24 protein-coding genes and 4 tRNA genes are annotated in these 26,414 nt (G+C 59.3%); 4 read left to right on the top strand and 24 right to left on the bottom strand.

Going from position 1 to position 26,414, the window contains the following annotated elements; all coding sequences use genetic code 11:
* Positions 1–145: 145 nt before the first annotated feature.
* Positions 146–340, top strand: coding sequence for a carbon storage regulator CsrA (gene csrA, locus PMI27_RS04185; RefSeq protein WP_007938114.1), 195 nt, complete (start codon positions 146–148; stop codon positions 338–340).
* A 179-nt stretch (positions 341–519) separates the two neighbouring features.
* Here the strand turns inward: csrA and PMI27_RS04190 are convergent, their stop codons facing one another.
* Entirely contained in the window at positions 520–975 is a 456-nt protein-coding gene (locus PMI27_RS04190; protein ID WP_008145634.1) for a DUF2214 family protein, read from the bottom strand.
* 167 nt (positions 976–1,142) lie between these two features.
* Here PMI27_RS04190 and PMI27_RS0229845 point away from each other — a divergent pair, with 167 nt between their 5' ends.
* Together PMI27_RS0229845 and PMI27_RS04195 are read left to right on the top strand one after the other, a co-directional pair.
* A complete protein-coding gene (locus PMI27_RS0229845) occupies positions 1,143–1,355 on the top strand; it encodes a hypothetical protein (RefSeq protein ID WP_033053577.1) in 213 nt (70 codons plus the stop codon).
* 203 nt (positions 1,356–1,558) lie between these two features.
* Positions 1,559–2,266 carry an alpha/beta fold hydrolase gene (locus PMI27_RS04195; RefSeq protein WP_008145632.1) on the top strand — a complete coding sequence of 236 codons (708 nt, stop codon included), beginning with the start codon at positions 1,559–1,561 and terminating at the stop codon, positions 2,264–2,266.
* A gap of 114 nt (positions 2,267–2,380) precedes the next feature.
* Here PMI27_RS04195 and PMI27_RS04200 read toward each other — a convergent pair whose 3' ends face one another.
* The 4 genes from PMI27_RS04200 to PMI27_RS0229840 form a co-directional block, all read right to left on the bottom strand.
* Positions 2,381–2,575, bottom strand: coding sequence for a hypothetical protein (locus PMI27_RS04200; RefSeq protein ID WP_008145630.1), 195 nt, complete (start codon positions 2,573–2,575; stop codon positions 2,381–2,383).
* 152 nt (positions 2,576–2,727) lie between these two features.
* Positions 2,728–2,982 carry a hypothetical protein gene (locus PMI27_RS32555; protein WP_081757441.1) on the bottom strand — a complete coding sequence of 85 codons (255 nt, stop codon included), beginning with the start codon at positions 2,980–2,982 and terminating at the stop codon, positions 2,728–2,730.
* 341 nt (positions 2,983–3,323) lie between these two features.
* The gene (locus tag PMI27_RS04210; RefSeq protein ID WP_008145628.1) at positions 3,324–3,728 is read right to left on the bottom strand and encodes a Rap1a/Tai family immunity protein; all 405 of its coding nucleotides are present in this window, start codon (positions 3,726–3,728) and stop codon (positions 3,324–3,326) included.
* A 282-nt stretch (positions 3,729–4,010) separates the two neighbouring features.
* Positions 4,011–4,087 (bottom strand) — tRNA-Val (locus tag PMI27_RS0229840).
* Positions 4,088–4,270: 183 nt separating this feature from the next.
* Between PMI27_RS0229840 and PMI27_RS04215 the strand changes: the two genes are divergently transcribed.
* The gene (locus tag PMI27_RS04215; protein WP_008145627.1) at positions 4,271–5,554 is read left to right on the top strand and encodes an NAD(P)/FAD-dependent oxidoreductase; all 1,284 of its coding nucleotides are present in this window, start codon (positions 4,271–4,273) and stop codon (positions 5,552–5,554) included.
* A gap of 60 nt (positions 5,555–5,614) precedes the next feature.
* Here the strand turns inward: PMI27_RS04215 and PMI27_RS04220 are convergent, their stop codons facing one another.
* The 19 genes from PMI27_RS04220 to PMI27_RS0229825 form a co-directional block, all read right to left on the bottom strand.
* Positions 5,615–6,247, bottom strand: a complete 633-nt coding sequence (locus PMI27_RS04220; RefSeq protein ID WP_150113574.1) for an RraA family protein — start codon at positions 6,245–6,247, stop codon at positions 5,615–5,617.
* A complete protein-coding gene (locus PMI27_RS04225) occupies positions 6,238–7,020 on the bottom strand; it encodes an IucA/IucC family C-terminal-domain containing protein (RefSeq protein WP_008145624.1) in 783 nt (260 codons plus the stop codon). The genes PMI27_RS04220 and PMI27_RS04225 overlap by 10 nt, the downstream gene beginning before the upstream one ends.
* A complete protein-coding gene (locus PMI27_RS04230; RefSeq protein ID WP_008145623.1) occupies positions 7,017–7,808 on the bottom strand; it encodes an ABC transporter ATP-binding protein in 792 nt (263 codons plus the stop codon). Before PMI27_RS04230 ends, PMI27_RS04225 begins: the two co-directional genes overlap by 4 nt.
* A 12-nt stretch (positions 7,809–7,820) precedes the next feature.
* Positions 7,821–8,852: a FecCD family ABC transporter permease gene (locus PMI27_RS04235; RefSeq protein WP_008145622.1), complete on the bottom strand. Its 1,032-nt coding sequence runs from the start codon at positions 8,850–8,852 to the stop codon at positions 7,821–7,823.
* The gene (locus tag PMI27_RS04240) at positions 8,845–9,834 is read right to left on the bottom strand and encodes a FecCD family ABC transporter permease (protein WP_008145621.1); all 990 of its coding nucleotides are present in this window, start codon (positions 9,832–9,834) and stop codon (positions 8,845–8,847) included. The genes PMI27_RS04235 and PMI27_RS04240 overlap by 8 nt, the downstream gene beginning before the upstream one ends.
* Complete coding sequence (locus PMI27_RS04245; RefSeq protein ID WP_008145619.1) at positions 9,831–10,751, bottom strand: ABC transporter substrate-binding protein; 921 nt, start codon at positions 10,749–10,751, stop codon at positions 9,831–9,833. Before PMI27_RS04245 ends, PMI27_RS04240 begins: the two co-directional genes overlap by 4 nt.
* The gene (locus PMI27_RS04250) at positions 10,744–12,591 is read right to left on the bottom strand and encodes an IucA/IucC family protein (protein ID WP_008145617.1); all 1,848 of its coding nucleotides are present in this window, start codon (positions 12,589–12,591) and stop codon (positions 10,744–10,746) included. The genes PMI27_RS04245 and PMI27_RS04250 overlap by 8 nt, the downstream gene beginning before the upstream one ends.
* A 4-nt stretch (positions 12,592–12,595) precedes the next feature.
* Positions 12,596–13,369 carry an HpcH/HpaI aldolase family protein gene (locus PMI27_RS04255; protein ID WP_008145616.1) on the bottom strand — a complete coding sequence of 258 codons (774 nt, stop codon included), beginning with the start codon at positions 13,367–13,369 and terminating at the stop codon, positions 12,596–12,598.
* Positions 13,363–15,228, bottom strand: coding sequence for an IucA/IucC family protein (locus PMI27_RS04260; RefSeq protein WP_177327880.1), 1,866 nt, complete (start codon positions 15,226–15,228; stop codon positions 13,363–13,365). The genes PMI27_RS04255 and PMI27_RS04260 overlap by 7 nt, the downstream gene beginning before the upstream one ends.
* A gap of 25 nt (positions 15,229–15,253) precedes the next feature.
* Entirely contained in the window at positions 15,254–16,681 is a 1,428-nt protein-coding gene (locus tag PMI27_RS04265; RefSeq protein ID WP_033053576.1) for a DHA2 family efflux MFS transporter permease subunit, read from the bottom strand.
* Positions 16,678–17,889 (bottom strand): type III PLP-dependent enzyme, encoded by a 1,212-nt coding sequence (locus tag PMI27_RS04270; protein ID WP_008145609.1) that lies wholly within the window; start codon positions 17,887–17,889, stop codon positions 16,678–16,680. The genes PMI27_RS04265 and PMI27_RS04270 overlap by 4 nt, the downstream gene beginning before the upstream one ends.
* The gene (locus PMI27_RS04275; RefSeq protein ID WP_008145608.1) at positions 17,882–19,666 is read right to left on the bottom strand and encodes an IucA/IucC family protein; all 1,785 of its coding nucleotides are present in this window, start codon (positions 19,664–19,666) and stop codon (positions 17,882–17,884) included. The genes PMI27_RS04270 and PMI27_RS04275 overlap by 8 nt, the downstream gene beginning before the upstream one ends.
* Positions 19,667–19,879: 213 nt before the next feature.
* Entirely contained in the window at positions 19,880–21,256 is a 1,377-nt protein-coding gene (locus PMI27_RS04280) for a diaminobutyrate--2-oxoglutarate transaminase (RefSeq protein ID WP_008145607.1), read from the bottom strand.
* Positions 21,257–21,612: 356 nt separating this feature from the next.
* Complete coding sequence (locus PMI27_RS04285; RefSeq protein ID WP_008145606.1) at positions 21,613–24,036, bottom strand: TonB-dependent receptor; 2,424 nt, start codon at positions 24,034–24,036, stop codon at positions 21,613–21,615.
* 67 nt (positions 24,037–24,103) lie between these two features.
* Entirely contained in the window at positions 24,104–25,054 is a 951-nt protein-coding gene (locus PMI27_RS04290) for a FecR domain-containing protein (protein WP_008145605.1), read from the bottom strand.
* On the bottom strand, positions 25,051–25,560 hold the full coding sequence (locus tag PMI27_RS04295; RefSeq protein WP_008145604.1) for a sigma-70 family RNA polymerase sigma factor: 510 nt from the start codon (positions 25,558–25,560) through the stop codon (positions 25,051–25,053). Before PMI27_RS04295 ends, PMI27_RS04290 begins: the two co-directional genes overlap by 4 nt.
* A gap of 391 nt (positions 25,561–25,951) precedes the next feature.
* Positions 25,952–26,028 (bottom strand) — tRNA-Asp (locus PMI27_RS0229835).
* Between the two features lie 93 nt (positions 26,029–26,121).
* Positions 26,122–26,198: transfer RNA gene (locus PMI27_RS0229830), tRNA-Asp, on the bottom strand.
* Positions 26,199–26,253: 55 nt separating this feature from the next.
* A tRNA-Val gene (locus PMI27_RS0229825) sits at positions 26,254–26,329 on the bottom strand.
* Positions 26,330–26,414 lie beyond the last annotated feature (85 nt).

Raw genomic sequence — 26,414 nt, 5'->3', positions numbered from 1 at the left:
GTATAGTTACGCCTTGGGAATTAATGCAGCATCTGCGCGTCAGAAAGAGGCACCCAAACCGTGAGACTTCGCACTAATCTATACATACCACCGACCTCTGCACTGTCCGAATCAGGTGCCCTACAAAGCAATCAAGGAGAAGACCATGCTGATACTCACCCGCAAAGTCGGTGAAAGCATAAATATTGGTGATGACATTACGATCACCATTCTGGGCGTTAGCGGCCAGCAAGTCAGAATTGGCATCAATGCCCCGAAAGACGTTGCGGTTCATCGCGAAGAAATCTATCAGCGCATTCAGGCTGGCCTCACCGCCCCAGACAAACCGCAGACTCCCTGAATCCTGCTGCAGTCAGTAGCCAGCCCGTTCGTTACAGCGCAATGGCTGGCTAAAGATTCATGCTCGGCATTTAGCTGAGCCCTCGCCTCCTCCCCCATTACGTGAAGCCGATGCTACCGGCTTCGGCCACGCCGTGACTGTCAGACTATTCGCTTTAACCCCGACGAATCACGCCGTTACTAGCCGAAGGTCACACCGCGCGCCATCCCGGTGGCCGCAATTACCATCAACATCAACAACAGCGCTTCGATATGGCTGATGCGTGCAAACAGCCTGGCTCGGCCCTGGTCAATTGAAGCGCCCCTGCCCAAGGCGATCCGCCACTTGATCAAGGTGATCATGGGTGCCACTTCAAGCAGCAGAATGATCACGAACAGCGTCATCTTCAGATGGAACAACGGCTGATGAAGGTAATAGTCAGTGCCTTTTTCGTACCCACCGAAGGCCCGCATCAAACCTGTGATCAGCAAAATACCCGCACAGATGCCCCATACGTTATCGGCAACCAGCACGCCGCGAACCGGCGCCGTACCGACGGCCAGGCGGCTTAACGCCGTTCCTCGGGTGAGCACCGCCCAGAGGCCCAAGGCAACAGCCAAGAGGTGGATCGCCGCAAGAAACCAGTGAAACAGCATAGGGATGCTCCTGACAGGGATAAGGAAATGGGCTTGTCAGTAGTAGTCCAAAACCTGGATATCTGCCTGCAGGCCGTGACATGACTGGCGAACAGCCAGCTATCTCCCTGCCGCCCACTGGCCCTTGCACAAGGAGCCAGAGGACAAACATTCAAAAGGGAATAGACGTGAAAGAGTTCGTAATTGGCGTAAACAACATAGTTCTGTATGTCGCACTGGCCGTTATCTGGATCGCCGCAGTGGTCATGATCTTCGTTCAGGGCTTCTGGTCCGGGGCAGGCGTTTTCATTACCGGCACCCTGACGTGGTGCATCATCTCCGGCTTCTGGTTTGTACAGTCGGCGACTTATGAAGAACTGAAGAAGTTGAACGCCAAGTAAGATTGGTTTTAGTGGACTGGACTTACCACGCAGGTCCGACGTTGCTGAGATGAACCACACCAGTAGTGATTCATGCTCTTCATGCAACATTTGTAACGAGGGGGCAATCCCCTCGTTACAGTGCCTGGCGACTATCCAGGCTTGTGGTTATCCAGTACGCGATTGATCGACGGAAGAATGGCCGCCCACCAAGGACGGAAGACATGAATCGATCAACTCCCACACTGGTCCTGCTTCCTGGAATGGACGGGACAGGTGAATTGTTCGCAGCCTTTGCATCCATCATGGAGCGCGAATTCGATACGCTAATCATCACCTATCCCCCCAATATTCCGCTGAGCTACACAGCACTGGAGTCGCTGGTCCGAGAGTCGCTGCCGACCGACCGACCATTCGTACTGCTGGGTGAATCCTTCTCAGGACCGATTGCTATTTCCCTGAGCGCCAGGCAACTGCCCCAGCAGGTGGGACTCGTGCTATGCAGCACATTCGCACGCAATCCAAGACCCATATTCAGTCACTTGAGTTTTTTGCCAAGCGCACTGCCGCTCAGCCTTACGCCTGTCGGATGGATCAGCAAAGTGTTACTCGGCCGGTTTTCCACGAGCGCCCTGCGCAAAGCGCTACGGCAGGCCATCACTCAAGTGAGCCCTTCGGTAATGCGTTCACGAATACGATCGGTTCTTGCCGTTGACGTATCCGCCAAGCTCGCCCAAGTCAGCGTACCGACTATTTACCTTCGCGCTAAGCATGATTCGGTGGTTCCAGGGACAGCATCCGCGCTGGTCTCTTCAATGAACCGTGATACACGAATCATTGAAATCGACGCACCGCACTGCCTACTTCAGGTTGCGCCCGAAGAGGCGGCCGGACACATCCGGGAGTTTTTGAAAACGCTTGAAGGCATTTGAGGTTCTCGATGCTAACGGCGATCAAACCCACGCACCCTGCCCTGCCTGGCAGCAAGCGCTGCACCGCAGCCGAGATCCAGATGTGAAGAGCCCAGCGCGATGGCTGGGCTCTGGTTATTTTCTGTTTTCCATCATCTTGTCGGCGAGAGCTTTGGCCCTTTCAATCAACAGGTTCTGCCTGTCTTCATGAGTGGCGCCTCCTACAACCGGTGCCGTCAAATTGCTTTCCGCAATCAACGCAGCGCAGAAGTATTGATCCCAAACAGCTCTATCCTCAGATACCGGCTTGTTCATTTGGTTGGCGATCATATGCGGCTCCTTTTGATGAGGTAGCACCGCTATCTTACGCCTGAATCATCGGCAATCCGTGCCGCTAAAGCTAAGCGGCAAACCAGGTGATCATTGACCGGCCCGAGGAGAGCCAGTCACCGTCGTCTCTCGCTTGCCGACGGCCAGCGCCTTCAGTCGTCTCTATCGTCACGATCACGATCGCGATCGCGACGGTGATTGCGGTCATACCCCTGATCATTGTCACGACGGTCATATCGGCGGTCATACCCTCGATCATCGTCATACCCGCGGTCGTATCCGCGACGGTAATCATGATCTCGATCCCGATCTCGCCCGTACCTTTCTCCGTCGTCCCAGTGAGGCCCACAGCCTCCCAGCAGGAGAGCGCCTGAAATGGCCATGAACATTATTACTGCACGCTTCATTTGAACGTCCTGAATGCAAAGGTCAGCGATATGACCATGAGGCCGCTCAATGATTCATTGGTCAGATACAGCGGGCCAAATCCAAAGCCTGAATTAACAACGCGCTGATCGGCAAGGAGGTACCAGTAAGCGCGATTCGCTTCGGCGAGAACGCCTATCACGTCATCGAGCGGGCCACCGGAAAAATGAAGGCACGACGAAAAGAAGGTCGATGTCCTGCTTGATACCTGTGAGGTCGGTATGGGTCTCGGCTTATATTTCCAGCCATGAGACCAGAACCCCCATGCAAGTGGTCGAATTTTTCGGCGGCGAATTGGGAATCCTGTGGAAAGTGGTCTTGGTTATCCCTTGCAGGGAAAGGCGTCTTTGAATGCCAATATCACCACGCGGGTTTGATCCTCATTCAACCGCGCAGGGTTCCTGTCTAGATAGTTGATGGCGATCAGCGCTCCTTGCCCGGTGGTCAGGCCGCTTTCAGGCCAGCACACTTGAGTGTCACGAGCAGACATTCCTGTTTGCAGAATTGCGATTGTTTTCTTCACTCCTTCGATTAGCCCTAAGCAAAGTCCCACACTCAGCATGTCGGTGCCCGGTGGGATTGTGTTTCGACCACTGGCATTCATCGATTCTTTGCAGTTTTGGTATAGCTCATGCCCTGTACCTGTTTGTGATGCGGCTAGTGCTAGCGGAGCCACACCACTAGTTGTCATCGCCCCAATCAGTGCCACCGCTATCCATACCTTCATGTTGAATTCCTTATTAGTGAGTGGGGCATACTACCGGGCGCAATGTCTTGGTGAAACAGGGCATGGATTCTGTAGGAAGCGGGTATACGTTGGGCATGACGTACTGTGAAACGATGCTCAAAGGTAAAGGCAGCTATGACAACGAGCTGATATCGGCGCTCACATTGCCCACTGTGAACGAAGCCTATGTTTTGTGAACGTTCTGCAAGAAATCCAAGACGAAAAAAAGGGCCAACCCGTGGGTTGACCCTTTTCACACCGCCCAGCAGAGCGGATTTTGTTTGGTAGGCGCGATTGGACTCGAACCAACGACCCCCACCATGTCAAGGTGGTGCTCTAACCAACTGAGCTACGTGCCTGCTGTGAGGCGGCATTCTACGGAATTCCGGAGGGGTGTCAACACCTTTTTTCGAGCTAACCCTATGAATATGCAAAATATTTAATTTTGCGGCTGCAAAGAAGATTTTGCGGTGGCTGGCGGTCGATTTTTATCTCGGGTAGGATCGATGCACTCGTAAAATATATTAAACAGAGGCTGCAGGATGGCGAACACTCCCTACCCGGAATCCTATTACGCCGCGTCAGCCAATGCGGTTCCGCCGCGCCCGGCCTTGCAGGATGACGTAGAGACAGATGTCTGTGTGATCGGTGCCGGTTACACCGGTCTGTCCTCTGCCCTGTTTCTGCTGGAAAACGGTTTCCGGGTAACGGTGCTTGAAGCGGCGAAGGTAGGTTTTGGTGCGTCGGGGCGTAACGGTGGCCAGATCGTTAACAGTTATAGCCGCGACATCGATGTGATCGAGCGCAGTGTCGGTCCCAAGCAGGCTCAGTTGTTGGGGCAGATGGCGTTCGAAGGTGGGCGGATCATTCGTGAGCGGGTTGCCAAATATAATATCCAGTGCGACTTGAAGGACGGTGGCGTATTCGCCGCCATTACCGCCAAGCAGATGGGCCATCTGGAATCCCAGAAGCGTCTGTGGGAGCGCTTCGGTCACACGCAGCTTGAATTGATGGATCAGCGTCGCATTCGTGAAGTGGTCGCGTGCGATCAATACATCGGCGGCATGCTCGACATGAGCGGCGGGCACATTCATCCGCTGAACCTGGTGTTGGGCGAAGCGGCAGCCGTCGAGTCGCTGGGCGGTACCATTTATGAGCAGTCGCCGGCGGTGCGCATCGAGCGCGGTGCGAATCCGGTGGTGCATACGCCTCAAGGCAAGGTCAGGGCCAAGTTCGTCATCGTTGCGGGCAATGCGTATCTCGGTAATCTGGTGCCGGAACTGGCCGCCAAATCGATGCCCTGCGGGACTCAGGTGATCACCACTGAACCCTTGGGCGAAGCATTGGCCAAGAGCCTGTTGCCGCAGGATTACTGCGTCGAAGACTGCAACTACCTGCTCGACTACTACCGTTTGACCGCCGACAAGCGCCTGGTTTTCGGCGGTGGCGTGGTGTATGGCGCGCGGGATCCGGCGAACATCGAGGCGATTATTCGACCGAAGATGCTCAAGGCCTTCCCGCAGCTCAAGGACGTGAAGATCGATTACGCCTGGACCGGCAATTTCCTGCTGACCTTGTCCCGTCTTCCTCAGGTCGGACGCCTGGGCGACAACATCTACTATTCCCAGGGTTGCAGCGGACATGGCGTGACGTATACGCACCTGGCGGGCAAGGTATTGGCCGAAGCGTTGCGTGGCCAGGCCGAGCGTTTCGACGCGTTTGCCGACCTGCCCCACTACCCGTTCCCCGGCGGACAACTGCTGCGTACACCATTTGCTGCGTTGGGCGCCTGGTATTACGGATTGCGCGACAAATTCGGCTTCTGACCGATAGACGAAAAAAAGGGGCAACTGCACAGTTGCCCCTTTTCATTTCCGCTCGGGAAGTCAGCCTCTTCGCTGATTGAGCCTCTGCAAAAATTCGGCCCTGCGCTGCTGGTCCATTTCCTCTTTGGCCAAGAGCTCGGGAAGCAGCTCGGCCGCACGCTGGGCATCGAGGATGAAGACGCCGTCATCATCACCGATAGCCAGGTCCCCCGGCTGTACCTGAACCCCGCCCACGCTGATCGACCGATTGACGTCCCCATGGGCGCCAATGCCGCGAGTCGTGTACGCACTGACGTCCCGGCAAAAGATCGGCAACCCATGGCGACGCAATGCACTGACATCCGTGACCGCACCCGACACCACCACCCCGGCCAACCCTTTGATCAGGCCGGCCAGGGTGCGCAGTTCACCCCAACAGCCACACTCCTCGTCGCCCACACACTCGATCACCAGCACGTCGCCCGGCTCACTCAGCAACAAGGCCTCACGCAGAATGCTGCCATCCGGCGGGAAGATTTTTACGGTGACGACATTACCGACCATGCGGATGTCGTTGAACAGCGGCTTGATCCCGCGCAGGAAACCCCGATCGGAAAAATGGCCGATGGTTGACGAAGGGATCGACCGGTAGGCGTTGAGCAACTCCGGGGTGACAAGCTGTTGGCGAGGGTTGATCTGATAACTCATCGGCATTTCCCCGGACGCAGCAGTGGGCAGGTCGAACAATATTCAGCGGGCTCAGTAGCCAGGTAGTAGAAGCAGCAGGTTCGCCGAAAACGAATGCTGCGTTGCCCCTCGTCGACCAGCGTCGGCGGTCGGCGGAAATGGCTCAGCGGGTTGTAATCGAGGCCGAACAGCGCAGGTTCTGCCTGAGTCAGCAACCATCTGAAGTCCGCTTCATAGCGCTCGCGTACCGACGGCTCGTCGATTTTCGCCATGCGTTTTTCATACAACGAATACACGCGCACGGCGGTGTTTTCCCACAGGATGCGCCGTGAAACGCCACTCACACGGTTGAAGGTTTGCCACAGCGGCTTCAACAGCCCGGCAAACAATGCCTGCACCAGGGTTTCCCGCCAGGCCTCGCGCTCACCGGCCCCGTACGTCAGCGGCAGGGAATGAGCCAGCGGCATCGAAGACGTCCACAGCCCTTCATCGTGGCCGTATTCGATCACCGTGTTGTCCAGGGTCAGCAGCAGTCCTTTGTCGTACACCGACATGGCGTACAAACAGGCGCCGGTGACCAGGAACGACAGACGCTTACCCAGCAGCGAGGCGGTGATCGCCCGCGACGGTGAGCCAATGACCGGGCTCAATGCGTCCAGCAAACGCTCGCACATATCTTCCTGCAACAGGTCACGCGCCATCAGCGAGCGTAATGGGTCACGTTCGGCGCAGTCCTTCAACCGCAACCCACCGCCCAGCACGTTCCATTCTTGCGCGGTGAAGTGGTGAGCCAGACTCATTGCGGCAATTCCCGACCAAACGGAATGCACATCGGCGTACCAAAGAACGGGTCAGGAATAATTCTGCAGTTGAGGTCGAACACGGTTTTGACCAGCGCCTGAGTCAAGACGTCCTCAGGCCGGCCCTGGGCAAATGCCGTACGCTCATGCACCGCAACCATATGATCGGCATAACGACAGGCCAGGTTGAGATCGTGAAGCACCATGATGATGGTTTTGTTCTCGAACCGGTTGAGGTCGCGCAGCAGGTCCAGCACTTCAATCTGGTGAGCCAGGTCGAGGAAGGTCGTCGGCTCGTCCAGCAGCACGATGCCGGTGTCCTGGGCCAGGGTCATGGCGATCCACGCACGCTGGCGCTGCCCACCGGACAAGGCATCCACCGGCCGATCCGCCAGCGCTTGCAGACTGGTCTGCGTCAGCGCGCGATTGACCATGGTTTCATCCTCGGCCGACCACTGTTGCATCCAGCTCTGATAAGGGTATCGGCCCAGAGCCACGAGCTGGCGAACGGTAATGCCCTCCGGTGCCGTCGGTGTCTGAGGCAGGATGGCCAACTCGCGCGCCACCGCCGCCGTGGATTTTTGCTGGATATCCACGCCGTTGAGAATCACCGAGCCTTGCTGCGGTTTCAGCAGTCGTGCAAAGGATTTGAGCAAGGTACTTTTGCCGCAACCATTACTGCCAATCAGCACCGAGATCTTGCCCTTGGGCAGTTGCATATCCAGCGCGTCAATAATCACCTGGCGCTGATAACTCAGGGTCAGGCCGCGACTTGCAATCGACGTCATACGTTGAATTCCTTAATGACGCTGTTTAATCAATAAATAGAGAAAAAAGGGCGTGCCCAGCACCGCGACAAAGATCCCGGCCGGTAGATCCAGGGGCAGGAACAGCGTGCGCCCGACCAGGTCCGCCAGCATCACCAGGTTTGCGCCAATCAGGGCTGCCATCACGGCCTGCCCAGCGAAACCAGGGGCTACCAGGCGTTTGGCAATATGCGGCGCGATCAGCCCGACAAACGCGATCGCCCCACCCCAGGCAATGGCCGCACCGGCCAACGCCACACTCACCAGCAACAAACCGGCCCGCAGCCATTGCACGCGCACGCCGATGCCCTGGGCCAGGTTGTCATCCAACTGTTGCACCATCACCTGACGGGCCAGCAGCACCAGCAGCGGGCAAATGCCCAGCAACCAGCTCGCAAGCGCCAGCGGTTCGGGCCAACTGGCGCCGTACACGCTGCCGGTCAGCCAGACGTAGGCAGACAAGGTGGTGGTCAGCGGACTGAACACCAGAATGAAGGTGGTCGCGGCGGTCAACATCGCCGAGACGCCCACGCCAATCAGCACCAGCCGCAGTGGCGAGGTCCCCTGCTTCCAGGCCAGCAGATAAATGGCCAGTGTCGCCAGAGCCGCACCGAGCATCGCGGCCAGGGGCAAAAACTGTTGACCCAGCGTCGCCGACAAGAACGACAGATAAAGCACGGCGGCGGCGCTGGCACCGCTGGTGATGCCCAGCAGGTCCGGCGATGCCAGCGGGTTGCGGATGATGCTTTGCAGGATCAGCCCGGACACCGACAACGCAGCCCCCACCAGCGCCGCCAGCACAATGCGTGGAAAACGCAGTTGCTCGACGATCAACGTCAGACTGGCGTCCTGGCTGGAAAACAGGATTCGCATCACCTCGAGGGGCGAGAGGATGACTTTCCCCAGCGACAACGAGCCGAGCATCACCAGCACCGTCAGCACCAGCGCCGCCGCCAACCGCCACCACGTGGAGAGGTTGACCCGCCGGGAATACCCGCCCCGGCGCCAGGTCACCACCCTATCCATAACGACCTCCACGCCGGGCCAACATGATGAAAAACGGTGCACCGAACAGCGCCGTCATCACCCCTACCGGCACCTCCTGAGGCAAGATCAAAACCCGCGACAACGTATCCGCCAACAGCAGCAAAATGGCGCCGAGCAGCGCGCAACCGGGCAGCAACCAGCGATGGTCGATGGACAACCCCTTGCGCACCATGTGCGGTACCAGAAGACCGATAAAACCAATGCTGCCGGCCAACGCCACCGCGCTGCCTGCGAGACAGATCACCAGCATGCTCATCAGCAGCCGGATCAGGCCGGTTCGCTGCCCCAACCCCGTAGCAATTTCTTCCCCGGCGTTCAGCACGTTGAGCTGCCCGGCCAGCAACAGCGCCCCCGCCAACCCGAGCACAGCGCACAGCAACAACGGCGCAGCGGTCGACAGGCTGCGTTCGGTCAGTGAACCGGCCATCCAGAACAGCACCGTGTCCAGTCCATCCTGATTCACCACCAGCAGCGCCTGGCTGAAGGCGGAGAACAACGCGGCGATCGCCGCGCCCGCCAGCACGATGCGCAGCGGACTGAGACTGCCTTGCCCCATGTTGCCGATCAGCCACACCAGGCAACCCGCCACGCCAGCGCCAATGAACGCCGACCATAGCCAGGCATCCGGGGATGACAGCGAGAAGATCGAGGAAAACAGGATGATAAAAAAGGTCGCACCGGCATTGATCCCGAACAACCCGGGTGATGCCAGTGGATTGCGCGTCAGTGCCTGCATCAGTGCGCCCGCGACCGCCAGGCTGGCGCCAACGGAAATCGCCATCAGGGTGCGCGACAGGCGCGTGGTGGTCACCAGCACATGATTGATGCTCAATGGGTCAGGATCGACAAACGCCGCGGCAATCTGCGGCAGTGGAATCCAGGTGGCACCGACCGCCAGGCTCAACACGCAGCACAGCAGCAACACGACACCCGCGCTGCACAGCTTTACTCCCGGGCTCATGAGGCCACCTGCGCGGCGGCCACGCGGGCCACGTCGTCGAGCATCAGGTTGGCCCCCAACATCCCGCCCGACAGACTCCACGCGACGCCATCGACTTGCCACACCTGTCCTTGCTGCGGGGCACGCATCTGCTTCCACAGCGGGTGTTGCACCAGGCTCTCGTAGTTGCGCTGCACCGCCGCGTTCTGCGCGCGCAGGAAGACAAAAAAGATGTCGGCATTCACCACCGCAAGGCTTTCTTTGCTGGTGAGTTTGATCGACACCCCGCTCGCCTCCCGGCTGCTGTCACTCCAGTTGAATCCCAGCTCGGTGAGCACCGAGCCCGGAAAACTCGCTGGCAGGTAACTGCGGATGTGGTCTTCGCGGATGTCCAGAATCGACACCGTGGGAGGCCAGCGTCCGGCAAATGTCTGCCGCAGTTGCTGACACAGCTGCGCCACGCGCTGCTGCCATCGATTCAGAATCTCGTCGACCCTTTGTTGCTGGTGTAATGCAGCGCCCATCAACGCCAGGGTCTTTTTGAATTCAAACACTTCCTCCAGCATCAGCACCGGGGCGATCTGCTTGAGTAACGGCGCAATGCGCTCATGGCGAAAGCGTGAGGCAACGATCAAGTCCGGCTTGAGCAGCGCGATGTCTTCAAGGCTGGGCTGGGTCTCCAGCCCGACATGGGGCACAGCGCCCAGTGCCGTGCGCAAATAGCGATAGGTCGGTTTTTCGCTCCAGGAATCGACAACGCCACACGGGGTTACGCCCAACACCACGGCGCAGTCGGTGGCGCCCTGAAACAAAGTGATCACCCGCAACGGCGCGGCGCCAGCCTCGGCCCACGCCGGCGCGGAAAACCTGAGGGCGAGCGCCCCCAGGGACAGGCGCAACAGCGTGCGCCTGGAGGGTTCACGTCGCGGTTCAGGCATTACGATCGAGCCGGTGAAACGGGTTGACCACCAGCCCTTTGCCAAACGGCATGCTGCCAGGGCCGCCCGCGCGTTCGATCATCGGGGTGAGCAGCAATTTTTGCGGCCAATGTGGCGCTTCGAATAGCTGGTGCTTGATCATGATCCGCGCCTCGGCGTCAAACTCGATGGTGTCGATCAACTCGTTGAGCAGTTCACCCATCGCCGTCCACAACCCGGTCGCCGGCAATGCGTAGACCTCAGCCAGCGTATCGATAATGGCGCGGAGGTTGACCTGAATACCCAGGGTCTGCAACCAGAACAGCAGGTCTTCAGGCCGATCGTGGTACAGCGTGTTGGCGTGCCCCTTCTTCAACCGGTAAGCCGGATCAGCCAAGCCGTTGCGTTCCAGCCACGGCACGAAGATGCGCAACGAATCGTGATCGCGCAACAGCAAGCCCTGGGCGTAACCGGCCTTCCACACCAGCACCGCGTTCTGCCCGTGAATTTCCCCCAGCATGCCGATGCGGAACATCCGCAGATTGATATCGAAGAAGCTGTGGCACAACTCGCGGAACAGGGTCATCACCGACGCAGCGTTGGCCGGCAGTTGACGGTAGGCCATCCAGTCATCGAAGAAGTGTTGATTGCTACCCGGCAGCGGTGTGCCCAATGCCGCCATGGGCACCAGTCGGGTGTCTGGATCTTCGAGCAGCGCAGGCGGATAGCCGCGAACCATGGCCGACAAGTGACGCGGCGCTTCGTCGAACAGCGTCGCGTCTGGCGGCATGAACGCCCACCATTTGGTTTCGTCGCACAGGTGCAGCGACTGCAGCAGCGTTTGATCCTTGCTCAGTGCCTGGCGCAGCAGCGCCTCGCTCAAGCCGCCGTTGATCATTTTTACTGCGGGCAGATAACGCGAAGCACCCAGCGAATAGATCGCCATCGGCAACTTGAGGTAATCGGCGCTGTTGAAGCACGGGGTCATCGAGCGCAACGACGAGGTGGCGAAAAAATCACCGTCGGTGAAGTCCAGTCGATGGCAGTCACCCTTGGCGAACGCGTCGCCGAGTTGCGCTTCCAGCACGTGTTCGAACTGCCACGGGTGCACCGGCAGCGCGATGTGGCTCTGGGCAATGCCCCGCTGCTGCAGCTCTTGTTGCAAGTTGGCCTTTAGCAGCGGCGGCAACAGGTAGTGGGCGGGATAACTCTGCGCCAGGTCCGTCACACCGTCACCGCATTGCAGCAATGTGCGGTCGACCGCGACCCAATTGAGCGCCACCGGACGGGCAAATTCCGCCTGATACTGCTGATATTCCGCGTCGTCCAAACCCTGCTTGGCTTTGGCCAGCGGGTGGTAGGGACGATCACGCAACGAAGCCCACTGCTCCATCGCCAGGAAGAAGTCCGCGTTGCTCTTTTCCAGCAAGCGTTCGCTGTTAACCCGATGGGCCAGGGACAACTCGGTTTGCCGGACGCTGGTGCGCAGCACATCCAGAAACAGGGCGAAGCCTTTTTCATTGTCCGGGTAGCGATCGGTCATCCCGGCCAACACCTGGGTCGTGAAAGCCTCGGGTGACAGCGCGGTCAGCTGGTCATTCTGCCGCGCCCAAACCGGCGTGCCCGGTACTTTTTCCCATTGCTGGGTAATGCCGGGACGCAGTGCAATGACGATGCACCCCTGGGGATCGATGGGCCATTCCCAGATCCGTTGTTCGGCGCTCAACCCGGTAAACGGCTGATCGGCCGATGACGAAGGCGCCACCAGGCTCAGCGGCTCGGTCCCGAAAAAATGTTCGGCCAGCAAACAATCGACCAGATCCTGCATCACCTTGTCGGCGGCCATTGTGGTGAAGTTCATCCGATTATTTTCCTTCTGCTGAAGTGGCGGCCAATTTGGCCTGGAGGGCACGAAAAGCGATGCCACGCTCGTCACCCAAAACAAAACTTTTTACGCCCCGAGCCAACCATCGTTGGTGGTCGCCCGGCTGACGTGGAATCGCGCAATACGGCACGCCCGCGGCACACGCCGCTTGCCAACTGGCGAGCAGCGCTTGCTGCACCTCGGGTCGGTCGATCTGCCAGGGCATGCCCATCGATTGCGATAAGTCGGCGGCCCCTTCGAGGATCATGTCGAGGCCGGGCACGGCGGCAATCTCTGCCGCCCGCCGCACACCTTCGGCACTTTCGATCATCGCCACGACCATGATTTGCTCGTTGGCCAGCGCGACGTACTCCGCCAGGCTGTGTTTGCCAAACGCACCGGGGCGCCCGGCATTCAGGCTGCGGGTGCCCTGCGGATGGTATTTGCAGGCACGAATGCTTTCGGCCAAGGGCTCGGGGCCTTCGATCATCGGCAACACAATGCCCTGGGCGCCGCCATCGAGCAGGCGCAGCAAGGTTTTCGGGTTGAGGTCCGACACCCGCACCAGCGGGGTCAGCGCGTAACTCTCGGCGGTGCGGATCATGTTCTCCACGGTCTCGGGATTGATCAGCACGTGTTCCATATCGATGATCACAAAATCAAAACCCGCTTCGGCAATCAGTTCGATGGCCGCTGGCGACGGAATCGAGCTGATCAGGCCGTAGACCGGCTCACCTGTTCTGAGCTTCTGCTTGAGCAGATTGGTCCTCAGCATGATTGCGGCCGGAACGCGTGTAGCGGATTCGGCACCGATTTGAAACGACGTTCGCCGTCGCCCAGCAGACGGCGCTTGGTCAGTTCTTCGACTTCATAGAACGGCGCGAACACATCAAACGCTGCATAACGCGGACGGTGTTGCGGATGTTCAGCCTGGTAAGCAGTGATGACCTCGGCAGTCATCTGCCAGAACAGAGCCTCTTCGAGCTGATAGTGCTGATGCAGGAAGATCGCCATCTCGGCCAGGGCGATGAAAAAGAACGAATCACAGGAAAAATCCCGGACCGCATCCAGGTCGTCGGTGAGGATGAACGAGTTGCGATTGAGCTTGGCGTGGCTGGCGGGCAGCGGCACCAGGGTCGGGCACAGATCGGGGCGCCCCAGGTGTTGCGGCGAATAGCGCACGCCGTCATGGAAGTCTTTCAGGGCAATACGTTGCGGCCAGCCCTGCTTCACGATCAAGACGATGTTCTGCCCATGGGATTCCATGCCGATGCCTTCGGCGTAGAGCATGTGAATGATCGGCGACACCGCCACCTGCAACAGTTGACGGGTCCAGGCGTGCAGGCCGTATTGCTTGATCCAGGCATCGATAAACGGCTTCTGTTCACCGCTGCCGTAGCGATTGTCCACGGAGCTCAAGCCATTGAATGGCACCGCTTGCTCATCGTCTTGCAGGTACTGGTGAATGCTCTCGCGCCACAGGGTGCCCATCGTGCCGTAGGCCTGGGACATCCGCGTGGCGGGCAGGTGATCGTAGTCAAAGCTGACGCCGACCACTTCGCCGAGAATCACAAAGCCAAGGTCGCGGGCGGTGCTGTCGCTCCCGATCAACTGCTGCAACCAGTCGGTGATGATCGGGCCGTTCATCACCGTATGCCGGGCCAGAATTCGGGTGCTGGAGGTGTTGGTCATGCTCAGCGCGAGCTTGACGTAAGGCCGCTTTTTCTCAGTGACGTTGGCCAGGGTGCGGATCGACTGTTGCGCCTGATAACGGTCATCCGTGGTGCCCAGATGGATCACTTCACCGCTGACCAGCTCCGGGTAGAACACCGGAACAATGATGTTTTCCCACTGCCACGGGTGCACCGGCATCAGCCAGTAATCGCCCATCGCCTTGCCTTGATCGGTGAGGCTTTCAGCCAGTTGCTGCCAGCGCTGAAGTCCGAATTCCTGCTGGATAAAATCGTCGTACTTCAGGTGCCGCGAGATGTTCATCGCCCCGCAGGTTTTCGCCACTGCCAGCCAGACGATGGCAATAGGCGCGGCAAATTCCGGTCCGTAGCTCGCGTTGTCTTTCAGCGAGAAACCGATACGCGATTTGTAGCAAGGGTGATAGCTGTGGGCGTCCATGAAGTGCTGTTCCAGCGCATCGACATCCAGTTGATGGGTTGGCTTGGCCGCTTGGTAACCCTGACTGCGCGATTGCAGATCCTTGAGCATCGTTTGTTCAAGCTCATGGGTGAAGCGTGGCAGGTGCGGGCTGTCCTGAAGTTCGCTCAGCAGTTCCGCCAATGCTTGATGAAGGTGCGGCCGGCGGCGCGCGCCCAACGCGTCAACACGTTCGAGACTGGCATAGTCGACGCGGATCAGCTCAAAGCTTTCGCTGAGCAATCCGTTGCAGTGGTACTCCACCGGTTGTTGCTGCGCGTCGATGCCGCTGACAACAAAACGGTACTGGCCGCCATCGAGGGGCGAATGGCGATACGGCAGGACGTTTTCATACAGCAGCGTTTGCAGCAGCTGGCCCACCACGCGTTGTTCCACTTGCTGATAGTGGCGCGGATCGGCCGTCGCCAGCCAGACGCCTGGCGCAGAATCCGCAGCCTGATGTGTTGCCTGTGAAGAAGTCGCCATAGTCATAACCTTGTCCATGAAAGAATTAACGGTGTTCGAGGGCTGAGGGCAATGCCTCGGCCGGCTCGTCGGATGCGTGAACGGGAAAACGCCAGGCACAGGGCAATGCCAGCAGGATGAGGATGCCGGTGGCGATGAAGACCTCGCTGATCGCCCCCGAGCTGGCCATCGAAACCACCCCGCTCCCGGTCTCGGCAGTCAGGCGCAATTCCAGCCACAGGGAGGCAACCACGATGGCCAGCGACGAGACGAGACGACGGGAAATGTTGTTCATCGCCGCGCCTTGGGTGACCATCGGTTCAGGCAGCGCATCGAGCCCGGCGGTGGTGATGGGGATATAGGAAAGGCCCAGCCCGGCGCCGCGGACCATCATCAGAAAAAACACCACACCGATTGAAGCGCCAGCCCCCAGCATGCCCAATCCCAGCGTGGCGCCCCCTGTCAGCAACAGCCCCCAGAGCACCACACCGCGCGGGCCGTGTCGGTCCAGCCACTTGCCGCCGAGATGCCCGAACAGGCTGGCGAACATCGCCGTGCACAGCAGCGACAGGCCGGTCCAGATAGCGCTGTAGCCCATCACCACTTGCACCAACAGCGGCAGCAGGACCAGGCATTCGAACATGCCGACCGACTGCACCACGGCGATGATCACGCTCAAGCGATAACCGCGCAGGGCAAAGATGCGCAGGTTGAGCAGCGGCGAAGTCCGGTTCAGTTCCAGTCGTACAAACGCGACCAGGCACAGAATCGCCGCCAGCAGCATGCCAAGGTTGAGCGGATCAGCGAGGGCTTCGGCATGGCGCAGACGGCCAACGGCAATCATCAGCAGGCCGATGCCCGCCGCGATCAACAGGTAACCCGCCAGGTCGAAAGGTTTGCGTTCCGATGCTTCGGAAACCGGCAGCACGCCGACGCCAAGGATCAGCGCCAGCAGGCCAATCGGCACATTCATCAGGAACAGCGAGCGCCAACTGAACCACTCCAGCATCAGGCTCCCGCACAAAGGCCCCAATGCCGGCGCCAGCATGACCGCCGCGCCCCACAGGCCGGTGACCCTGCCCCGCTCGCCCTTGGCGTACACCGAAAAAATGATCGCCAGCGACAGCGGAATCATCAGCCCGCTGGCAATGCCTTGCACCACACGCGCGGCGATCACCAGCGCGATGGAGTTGGCCAACGCCCCCAGCAACGAACCGCAGACAAACAACGCCACGCCCCACAAATACAGGGATTTGCGCCCCATCCGCTGGCTGAGAAAACTGGTGAGGGGCATGGTCATGCCCATGCTCACCATGAACGCTGCGACAATCCAGGTGGCCAACAGCGGACCGATATCAAAGGCTTCCATGAACGCCGGCAACGCCGGATTCAATGAGCTGTTGTTCAGGCTGACCGTCAGCGTGCCCAACAGCACATTGACCACCACCAACCAGCGCGGCACGGCAAACGTCAATCCCACGGGGCGACTCCGGCCTGTTGCACAAACACCTGCGGCGGTCGCGGATGACAGAGGAAATCAGCGTGGGAAATGTTGTAGCCATAGGCGCCGGCCAGCGGCAGCACCAGCATGTCGCCGATCTCCACGTCCGTGAGCGGGCAATCGCGGCTCAGCACATCCTTGGGCGTACAGAGCTGCCCAACGACGGTCCACTCCTGTTGTGGCGCCGATGGCGTTACGCGATGCCGGGGCAGATGAATGACCGGGTGATCATGCCCCTGGGCAACCGGCAAACGGAACTGATGAGTCCCGCCACGACAGACCAGGAAATGCTTGCCGTGACTGGTTTTCCTGTCCAGCACTTCAATGGCGTAATAACCGCAGAAGGCGCTGATGAAACGACCGGGCTCAAAACGCACGATGGGTGCATCAGCGCAGGCTGCAAGGCTCTGCCCCAAATGCGTACACAAGCGCTGCCAATCGAATTGCTGCGGTCCGAGGTAATTGACCCCGATGCCACCGCCCACATTGAGGTGAGTGATCGCCGCGGGATCGGCCGACAACGCTTTCCATTGCGGCCAGCGCTGCAGGTACAGATCGAGCAATTGTTCATGGCGTTCCACCAGCGACTGATGGGACATCGCATGCACATGGAAGCCCTTGAGCCGCAGGTGGCTGGCGTTATCGACCCAACTGACCGCTTGGGCCAGTTCCGACTCATCGATCCCGAATGGTGTGGCCGTGCCGGCCATCGCCAGTTTGCTGGAGAGCGGTGAAGGCAGTTCGGGGTTGATCCGCAGCAAGACGTCTTGCACGCGCCCCGCTTCCAGTGCCAGTCGTTGCAGACGGACGATTTCATTCAGGCTTTCGATGTGAATCGCTTCGACCTGATGTTGCAACGCCGAACGCAGATCGGAGTCCAGTTTGCCGGGGCCGGAGAAGATGAATGGCTTGCGCGTCGGGCAGGCCTGAAGACGATCGATCTCGCCGCCGGAGGAAATCTCGAAGCCGTGCACCAACGACGCGACGGTGGCGAGGATTTGCGGCTCACTGTTGGCCTTGATCGCGTAGTAAAGCTCTACGCCTTCGGGCAGCGCCGCCATCACCTGCGTCACGTGCTGTTTCAGCGCGTCCAGGTCATAGATGAACAGCGCGAGCGGATCTTCGTGCTGCGTGCGGGCTTCGTCGATCGCAGCCAATACTGCTTCGGGCAGCTTATCCATGCTTGGCCTCCTTGCCCCACGGGGACACCAGACTGACGTAGCTGGCCTGGCGATCGGCCTTGGCCGCCAGGCGCACTTTCAGGTTGGTTTTGCAGGCAATCGGCTGACCGGCGATCAGTGCGTCCAACTCTGGCGCAGCGCGGGTCAATTCGGCGCGGATGCTGATCAATTGCTGCTCGACCCGTTGCCACATCAGCGGCGCCAGGTGCGGACGTTCCCAGCTCAGGGCCAGTACCGCCTCGGACAAGTTGTTGACGAACAGGCAATAGACGATGCGATTCCAGCCTTGCTGGCGGGAATAGAGCAGCGACTCGCGCACCCGTGGATGAACGTCTGCGTCGATCCGGGAAGCACCCAGTTCGTCGGTCAGTTTGACCCCTTCGAAATCCCGCAGCAGCAAGCGTTGTGGACGACCGTTGTCATGCACCAGCACGCTGTTCTGCAAGTGCGGCTCCATGACGATGCCGTGGTTGAAGAACAGCGCCAGCACCGGCCGTAGCAACAGCGCCTGATAGTCGTCGAACCAGCTCAACAGCTGTTGATCGTCGATGTCATTGCCGTTGAACCGGCTCAGGAACTCATGCACCAACGGCGGTAAATGCAGACCACGAGCGAACAACGTACCGGCCATGATGCTGCAGTCGGTGCCGGTGTCGAGGCAGAAGTTCTCCCGCAGGATCGCCCCGGTCTGTTCGCGGAACCAGTGGTTATCGGCTTCGCTGGCCTGTTGCGGCGCCCAGCTCAGATTGCCCGGCTCGGCCACCACCGAAAGCCCGCCAAGGGTTTCGGGCTGGGTCAATTGGAGGTTACGAAAGACCCGGTCGATCATCAGTGCGCTTTCCAGTTCGTACCAGGCGTTTTTCCTGACGCAGTTGGTGATGCGCACGTTCAGCGAGCCCTTGATGAAGAACTCATGGCCCTCGATGTACCAGGTACGGATGGACGCCGTGGGGTTGGCCATCAGCCCTGTGGCGCCAAGGTCGACGATGGCCGCGGATTTCAACAAACGCTGAACCCGGCCATCCTGCATGAACAGCTGGGCCTGTACCGGATGCATGCAGATAACCGCGTGCCCTGGCCGCGCCTGCGCTTGATCGGCAAAACCGGCCAGCACTTGGGCTTTGCTCAGGTCGTTGGCCCCGACGTTCAATCCTTCCAGCGGCACCTCGAACAGGTGCAACGGCGTGCGGGCCTGGAATTCCGGGGCATAGGTTTCCTGGGCCAGATGAGCTGGCCACAGGCGCGCCTTGGGTGCCGGGTGGTTCGGATGACCGAACCACAAGCCCTGCTCGCTGGCGAGGTAACCGCTGAGCGGTGCCGGGTGCTGGCCGTCCATGTTGTGGCCGACGATGGCCGCGGTCAGCAACTGGCTTTGCAACACCTGATCCAGCAACTCGTCGTTGCTGGCGCGGGTCATGTGTTCGCACGCCGCGAGCAACTGCCCCACGAACTCGGCAAACCTCAGGCACGACCAGTCGCCCTCGCCACGCCGGGCATAAACGTCCGACAGGTAACGGTGACTGCCCAGACCATCACGGCGGTCCACCATCACAAAGAACTGCTGCTGGTTGGGCAGGCTGATGGTCAGGGGAATGCCCTTCCATTCCAGACCCTCGAGGTAACTGCCCGGGGCGATACCTTGCATCTGCGTCGGCCAACTGTAACTGAGGCAGTTTTCCGGCAGGGCGAACTCTTTGATCAAACAATTAAGCAACGCGCGCGTCGTTGCCAATTCACTGACCATATTCGATAAAACACTGCGATCTGGATGATTCATGGGTGCTCCACAGTAGCCCGCGAGGCCACTGGACACGTTATATGGCGAAAAAATTAGTTGCTGATCGGCCTGTTTAACAGCCGACGAAACCCCACGTAACGACATCACTTCACTGAACCTTTTTTAAACAATCAGACGACCATCAAAGTTACTTTCAGCGCTGTCATCAAACTGCAATTCGGCGAACTGCTAACGCAACTTCGATTGATTCATTCAAGGGCGCAACTGTAATAACGCTGCCGCCATCGCGTTATCAAAACGCTGGATGACTTGCTGGCATTGTTCATCGTCGATAATCAAGGGTGGCAACAAGCGAATGACATTGCCCTTACGTCCGCCGCGTTCCAGCAACAGGCCTTGTTTGAAGCACTGTTGCTGGATGGCCACGGCCAGCGCCGGGTCCGTCGGGAAATGCCCGTGACGATCCGCCGGTTGGCGCTCGTCAACAATCTCGATGCCCAGCATCAGGCCGCGACCGCGCACCTGGCCAAGGGCCGGATAATGCGCCTGCAACTCGACCAGTCGGTCTTTGAGCCACTGGCCTTGGCGCTCGGCCTCGGCGGCGAGGTTTTGCTGTTGCAGCACCTGCAACGTGGCCAGCCCGGCGGCCATGGCCATCTGGTTGCCGCGGAAGGTGCCGGCGTGATTGCCTGGCTCCCAGGCGTCGAATTCACGACGGATGCCCAGCACTGCCATGGGCAAACCGCCACCGACCGCTTTGGACATCACGATCAGGTCCGGCTCGATGTCGGCGTGTTCGAAGGCAAACATCTTGCCGGTGCGGGCGAAACCGGTCTGCACTTCGTCGAGGATCAGCAGGATGCCGTGTTTGCGCGTCACTTCGCGGACCGCCCGCAGCCAGCTCGCCGGGGCACAGTTGACCCCGCCCTCGCCCTGCACGGCTTCAAGGATCACCGCCGCCGGCAGTGATACGCCGCTTTCGACGTCTTCGATGAACTGGGTGAAATAGTGGGTCAAGGCCTCGACCCCGGCCTCACCGCCAATGCCCAGCGGGCAACGGTATTCGTGGGGGTACGGCATGAACTGCACCCCAGGCATCAGGCTCGCGATGGCATTTTTCGGCGCAGTGTTGCCGGTCAGGGCCAGGGCGCCGTGGGTCATGCCATGGTAGGCCCCGGAGAAACTGATGATGTTGTTGCGCCCGGTGTAGGTCTTGGCCAGTTTCAGCGCGGCCTCCACTGCATCCGCCCCGGACGGCCCGCAAAATTGCAGGCAATAATCACGGCCCTGGTTCGGCAACAGACTGAGCAAGGTTTCGCTGAAAGCGTCCTTGACCGCGGTGGTCAGGTCCAGGGTATGCATCGGCAGGCCTGAGGCGAGGAAGCTGTCAAGGCTGGCCATGACGGCCGGATGATTGTGCCCCAGGGCCAAAGTGCCGGCGCCGGCCAGACAGTCGAGGTAAGTATTGCCCTCGACATCAGTCACCCAGAGCCCGTGCGCCTTGGCGATCGCTAGTGGTAACTTGCGTGGATAACTGCGTACATTAGATTCGAACTTGCTTTGTCGAGCCAGATAGTCGGCATTGGTTTTTTGCAAAGGATTAGAGTGCAATACGCCATCATTCAACATCGTTTCACCCTCGTTAAATTCGATATGCAACTTATTCTCATTAACAAGTTGTTGCAACTAATTCTTACAACCAATTTGGAAATTTACATATAGCGATTTGAACTACTTTAAAAATAATCAGGCACGCAAAAAACCAAGTTAATAAACCTGGTATAAACTCCGGAAGTGCCATGATCTGGCCATGTTTTTGTAATGCAGTTGACAACTTACATATAAGCCACCGACAGATAGCGACTTATACGCAAGTGTCTTGATTGTTCATTAACTGAGGGTGTGCATATGTCCTTCCTCTATACGAATCAGGTCAAGGTCCAACCAAGACGCCCCCGGTCCCTGGGGCGCATGACACAGGTGAATCAGAAGTCGACAGTCGCCGAAAGGAGGTACGTGCGCGGGGTCGACAGCGTCAAGCCAGGCTCACTGTCATCCGAGGCCCCGGCCGAACTCCAGTAGCGCTTGTCCGCCACGTTCTCGACATTCGCACGCACAGTGACGTTCGTTTCGTCGACCTTGAACGCGTAGCGTGCGCCCACGTCGAAACGCTCCCAGGAGTCGATTTCCTTAACGTTGGACTGGTCCAGGTACTGTGAGCTGGAATAGATGCCGCGGCTGGTCAAGGTCAGGCCCTGTACAGTCGGCACGTCCCACTCGGCGCCCAGGTTGACGTTGTATTTCGGCGTGGCCGGTGCCCGGTTGCCGTCGAAGGTGCCATTGGTGGTGTCCTTCAACTCGCTGTCGATGTACATGACACCGCCGAGCAGACGGAAACCATCGAGCGGTTCACCGAACACACTCAGTTCCACACCCGTGTTCTCACGTTTGCCGTTCGGGCCGAAGACGCGCGTGATGGCGTTGGTCTCGTAGGCCGGCTGCTTGATACGGAACACGGCGGCGGTGACGGCGAACGCACCGGCGTCATACTTGGCGCCGACTTCGACCTGGCGGCTGATGAACGGCGGGAAGATCTCGTCCTCGTTCACCGAGGTCGACGGTGCGATCTTGCCCTGGCTCAGGCCTTCCATATAGTTGGCATACAGCGACAGCTTGTCGGTGGCCTTGAACAGGATGCCGCCTGACGGCGAAACCTTTTCCTCGTCGTAGCCGGTGTCGCCTCTGACGTTATCGGTCCAGTCGTCAACCTTCACTCGCTGCCAGCGGGCGCCGAGGGTCAGCAGCAGCCGGTCATCGAAGAAACCCAGAGTGTCGGACAACGCCACGCCGGTGGAACGGTTTTCGGTATAGACCTCCGAATCCTGTCGCGTGGGCCTGACCGGCGTTGGTGTTACCACGGGGTTATAGATGTTGCTGTTGGCCGAGGCATAACGGGCGCCGCCGTTTTCAAAGTCCATGTAGTAATAGCTGGCGGCCAGGTTGACTTCATGGCTTACCGGGCCGGTATGGAACCAGTTGCGCACTCCCGCTGTGGCCGTCCGGACATTTTCGTCACGGGTGAAGTCACGCGGTTGAACGCTGAAATTGCCGGCGTCGTTGGTGACCGAAACGGCATGTCGAAGGAAGTCATGGTTACTTTTGCGCGCGCCCACGCCGCCATACAGCATGACGGAATCGTTGACATCGAATTCAGCGTTCACCATGCCGAACGTGTCGTTGGTACTCGCCTTGCTCCAGGGCTGCGCATAGTTGCGGCGCACATCGCTGGCATGCGGAACCTGCGCGTTAGGGCCAACCTGTACGCGCTCCTGCGGTGCGTCGGTATCACGTTCGGTGCGCCCGATGTCCGTCGAGAGTCGCAGGCGTTCACCGCGGAAATCCAGGCCCAGCACGGCCATCTCGCGGTCGACATTCTGGTGATCCCATTCGGTGTCGCCGGACTGCTTCACGCCGTTGAAACGAAGACCGAACTTGTTGTCTTCACCAAAGCGCCGGCCGACATCCACGGCACCGCCGACCTGGCTGTCGGACGCGTAACTGCCGGTGAATGAAGTGATGGGCTTGTCGGTCGCGCGCTTGGGCACCACGTTGATCCCGCCACCCACGCTGCCCCGCGGCGAGATGCCGTTGATGAGCTGGCTCGGGCCTTTGAGGACGTCGACGCGGTCGGCCATCTCCATGTCGATCGTATAGGTCGGCAGGACGCCGTAGAGGCCGTTGTAGGAAACATCACTGTTGAACAGGCTCAACCCTCGAATGGTGAACTGCTCATAGCGCCCACCCGCCGGGTTGGTGGCACGAACCGAAGGATCGTTGGCGATCAGGTCGCCCAAGGTCCGCGCCTGTTGGTTTTTGACCACCTCACTGGTGTAGGTGGTCATGCTGAACGGCGTTTCCATAAAGTCTTTCGAGCCCAGCAGGCCTTGCGAACCACGGCGCGCAACCTGGCCGCCGGCATACGGATCGCCGTGCTCCGAGTCAGTGGCACCGACAATCGAGGTGGCGCCCAGTTGCAGGCTGCTGCCTTCTGGCGCCGGGGTCAGGATGTACGCCTCTTCGCCCACCGGCTGCAGTTGCAGACCGGAACCCTGCAGCAGTCGGGCAAAGCCCTCCTCGACCGCGTATTCGCCGGAAAGTCCAGGGCTGGTGCGACTGCCCACCAGTGCCGGGTCCACTGACAGATTGACCCCGGCCAGTCCGGCGAAACGGGTCAACGCTGCACTGAGGCTTCCTGCCGGCACCTGGTAACTGCGTCGAGGCGCGTCTTCGGCCCAACCGGCAGTGATGAACAACGGACAGGCACTCAGACTCAACATCAGACTCAAGTGCAACAACGGGCGCAGCCTGGAAGAACCCAGACGCATACTGCAGGGCATCACTACGGGCATTGAGAATCTCTCTGATTTCGTTTCACTTGCCTTGAATGACAAGCGACGCGAAAAAAGGGGACAGGCCTCAGACACTATTTTTGCGCGGCAGCAACGTGACCCAGTAGCGGGTTCGCCTATGCACCTCCAGCGGCAAGCTGGCCGCTAGCAACGTCAGGATGCGATCGGTGTCTTCCAGACGGAAACTGCCGGTGACGCGCAGGGATTCGAGTTCCGGTTCCCAGCGCAACAATCCCGGACGATAGGTGCTGAGCTCGCGCAAAAAATCGCCCAGGGGCTGGTTCTGCGCCATCAACACGCCGTCGCGCCAGCCTGGGGCAAGCACGTCGAAAGGTTCGAGGCGTCCGGCCCCCATTGCCTGAAGGCTGACTTGCTGGCCTGCACGCAATGAAAAGACCGGTCCGCGCAAAGGCTGCAATTGCACCGCGCCTTTAAGCACTGACACCTTGCACCCCGCCTGCCCCTGACGAACGCACACTTCGCTCTGACTGACGACCACTTGCCCGAAGTGCGTCTGGATCGTCAGCGGCGATATGCCGGGCACATTCAGCGCTATTTCGCCTTCCACGAGTGTCAGTCGCCGATTCTTCAGGTCGATATCGACGGCACTCGCGGTGTTCAATTGCAGCGAGCTGCCATCCGCCAACTGGACTTTTTTACCCTCCCCGGTCGCGGTTCGCAGGTCAGCGCGCCAGACGTCCAGAGGTAGCTGCCGGCTGATCAGCCAGGCAGTTGGCACCAGCGCCACCGCCCCGACGGCGCGCTTGAGCACCGTGCGCCGACTCGTCTGCGGCCGATCCAGGCTGGCCATGGCCAGTGCCGACGGCAGGTCGGCAAAGCGTTGGCGCAGAAGCTGAGCTTTCTGCCAGGCCTGTTCGTGACTGGGATGGCTGTCACGCCAGTGCTGCAGATTGGCATGATCGCGTTCGTTGGCGGCGCCTGATTCCATGAGTGCCAGCCATTGAGCGGCAGCCCGCACGACTTGCCGGGCTTCAGCCGAAGGTGGCGAACCGATCACAATTCCACCAGCAGGCAATGTTCATAGGCTTGCGCCATGTAGCGCTTGATCGTGCGCTCCGAGACTTGCAGGCGTTCAGCAATCTCGTGATAGCCCAAACCCTCCAACTGGCTCCAGAGAAACGCTCGTCGCACCGCAGTCGGCAATCCATCGAGCAATTCATCCAGGGCTTGCAGGGTTTCCAGCAGCAACCAGCGTTGCTCGGGAGACGGCACGCAGTCCTCAGGCAGCAGCGCCAGCGCACTGAGGTAGGCCTGTTCCAGGCTGCGGCGCTTATAGAAATTGGTGAGCAGTCGCTTGCCGACCGTCGCCAGATAGGCGCGGGGTTCTTGCAGGTCAGCGATGTGCTGGGAGCTGGCGAGTAAACGCACGAACGTATCCTGGCTCAAGTCCGCCGCATCATGGCCATTGCTCATGCGTCGTCTCAACCAGCTTTCGAGCCAGCCACGATGGTCGCGGTACAGGTCGTGGAAGGTTTGCGCCGCCGGCATCGCTGCATCACTCATCTAAAGGAACCCTGCGCGAAGAAATATTTTAAATGCGACTCATTCTAATTAGTGTTGATACGTCAAACCAAGCGCTTTATGCGTTTTGCCCCGAGGAAAAACTTGAATACGCGAATGAAAGACTGGGGTTTCTGCCACGCAGCCACCGGTTAGTCAGGGCCGAGCGTTATTGAGGGAAATTGTCGAGAGGAGTAAGAAATCGATACACGGCCGCATTTGGCTGGCAGATGCGAATGCCCATGGTTGCGGGGCAAGGAGAAAAGCCAAATCGCAGACACAAAAAACCCCGGTCTTTCGACCAGGGTCTTTGCTATCGACTCGAAGTAGACACTGGCTTTACCAGCAGCTTTCTTCGTAGCTCCAAGGCGTTCAGCGGGCCTTGAGGCAGATATGGCGCAGCGGACGGGACTCGAACCCGCGACCCCCGGCGTGACAGGCCGGTATTCTAACCGACTGAACTACCGCTGCGTATCGCTTTGGACTTGCGTCCAAGTAACTCGTCTGACTGAAAGCTTCGAGGCTTTCAATCTCGAACCAGAACAAACTCTGACTCGGAAAATATGGCGCAGCGGACGGGACTCGAACCCGCGACCCCCGGCGTGACAGGCCGGTATTCTAACCGACTGAACTACCGCTGCGCGTCGGTGGAGGCTTTTAAAAGCTTCCATCTTGCTTTCGCAAGACTCTCGGAAGTGGTGGGTGATGACGGGATCGAACCGCCGACATTCTGCTTGTAAGGCAGACGCTCTCCCAGCTGAGCTAATCACCCGTTTGCATCTCCGAGGCCGCGAAATTTACGCAGGTACCGAAGCTAAGTCAATACCCCGCTTGAAGTTTTTCTGAAAAAGACAAAA

The organism is Pseudomonas sp. GM41(2012) (assembly GCF_000282315.2).
Classification (GTDB): domain Bacteria; phylum Pseudomonadota; class Gammaproteobacteria; order Pseudomonadales; family Pseudomonadaceae; genus Aquipseudomonas.
This window is presented reverse-complemented; position numbering and strand designations above follow the sequence as displayed.

Coding starts and splice junctions, on each gene's coding strand:
- PMI27_RS04245 (WP_008145619.1), bottom strand. CDS start 10,751: ATGCCTGAACCGCGACGTGAACCCTCCAGGCGCACGCTGTTGCGCCTG.
- PMI27_RS04275 (WP_008145608.1), bottom strand. CDS start 19,666: ATGAATCATCCAGATCGCAGTGTTTTATCGAATATGGTCAGTGAATTG.
- PMI27_RS04210 (WP_008145628.1), bottom strand. CDS start 3,728: ATGAAGGTATGGATAGCGGTGGCACTGATTGGGGCGATGACAACTAGT.
- csrA (WP_007938114.1), top strand. CDS start 146: ATGCTGATACTCACCCGCAAAGTCGGTGAAAGCATAAATATTGGTGAT.
- PMI27_RS04195 (WP_008145632.1), top strand. CDS start 1,559: ATGAATCGATCAACTCCCACACTGGTCCTGCTTCCTGGAATGGACGGG.
- PMI27_RS04215 (WP_008145627.1), top strand. CDS start 4,271: ATGGCGAACACTCCCTACCCGGAATCCTATTACGCCGCGTCAGCCAAT.
- PMI27_RS04200 (WP_008145630.1), bottom strand. CDS start 2,575: ATGATCGCCAACCAAATGAACAAGCCGGTATCTGAGGATAGAGCTGTT.
- PMI27_RS04235 (WP_008145622.1), bottom strand. CDS start 8,852: ATGGATAGGGTGGTGACCTGGCGCCGGGGCGGGTATTCCCGGCGGGTC.
- PMI27_RS04230 (WP_008145623.1), bottom strand. CDS start 7,808: ATGACGTCGATTGCAAGTCGCGGCCTGACCCTGAGTTATCAGCGCCAG.
- PMI27_RS04240 (WP_008145621.1), bottom strand. CDS start 9,834: ATGAGCCCGGGAGTAAAGCTGTGCAGCGCGGGTGTCGTGTTGCTGCTG.
- PMI27_RS32555 (WP_081757441.1), bottom strand. CDS start 2,982: ATGAAGCGTGCAGTAATAATGTTCATGGCCATTTCAGGCGCTCTCCTG.
- PMI27_RS04250 (WP_008145617.1), bottom strand. CDS start 12,591: ATGAACTTCACCACAATGGCCGCCGACAAGGTGATGCAGGATCTGGTC.
- PMI27_RS04280 (WP_008145607.1), bottom strand. CDS start 21,256: ATGTTGAATGATGGCGTATTGCACTCTAATCCTTTGCAAAAAACCAAT.
- PMI27_RS04260 (WP_177327880.1), bottom strand. CDS start 15,228: ATGGCGACTTCTTCACAGGCAACACATCAGGCTGCGGATTCTGCGCCA.
- PMI27_RS04225 (WP_008145624.1), bottom strand. CDS start 7,020: ATGAGTCTGGCTCACCACTTCACCGCGCAAGAATGGAACGTGCTGGGC.
- PMI27_RS04220 (WP_150113574.1), bottom strand. CDS start 6,247: ATGCCGATGAGTTATCAGATCAACCCTCGCCAACAGCTTGTCACCCCG.
- PMI27_RS04255 (WP_008145616.1), bottom strand. CDS start 13,369: ATGCTGAGGACCAATCTGCTCAAGCAGAAGCTCAGAACAGGTGAGCCG.
- PMI27_RS04285 (WP_008145606.1), bottom strand. CDS start 24,036: ATGCCCGTAGTGATGCCCTGCAGTATGCGTCTGGGTTCTTCCAGGCTG.
- PMI27_RS04295 (WP_008145604.1), bottom strand. CDS start 25,560: ATGAGTGATGCAGCGATGCCGGCGGCGCAAACCTTCCACGACCTGTAC.
- PMI27_RS04270 (WP_008145609.1), bottom strand. CDS start 17,889: ATGGATAAGCTGCCCGAAGCAGTATTGGCTGCGATCGACGAAGCCCGC.
- PMI27_RS04190 (WP_008145634.1), bottom strand. CDS start 975: ATGCTGTTTCACTGGTTTCTTGCGGCGATCCACCTCTTGGCTGTTGCC.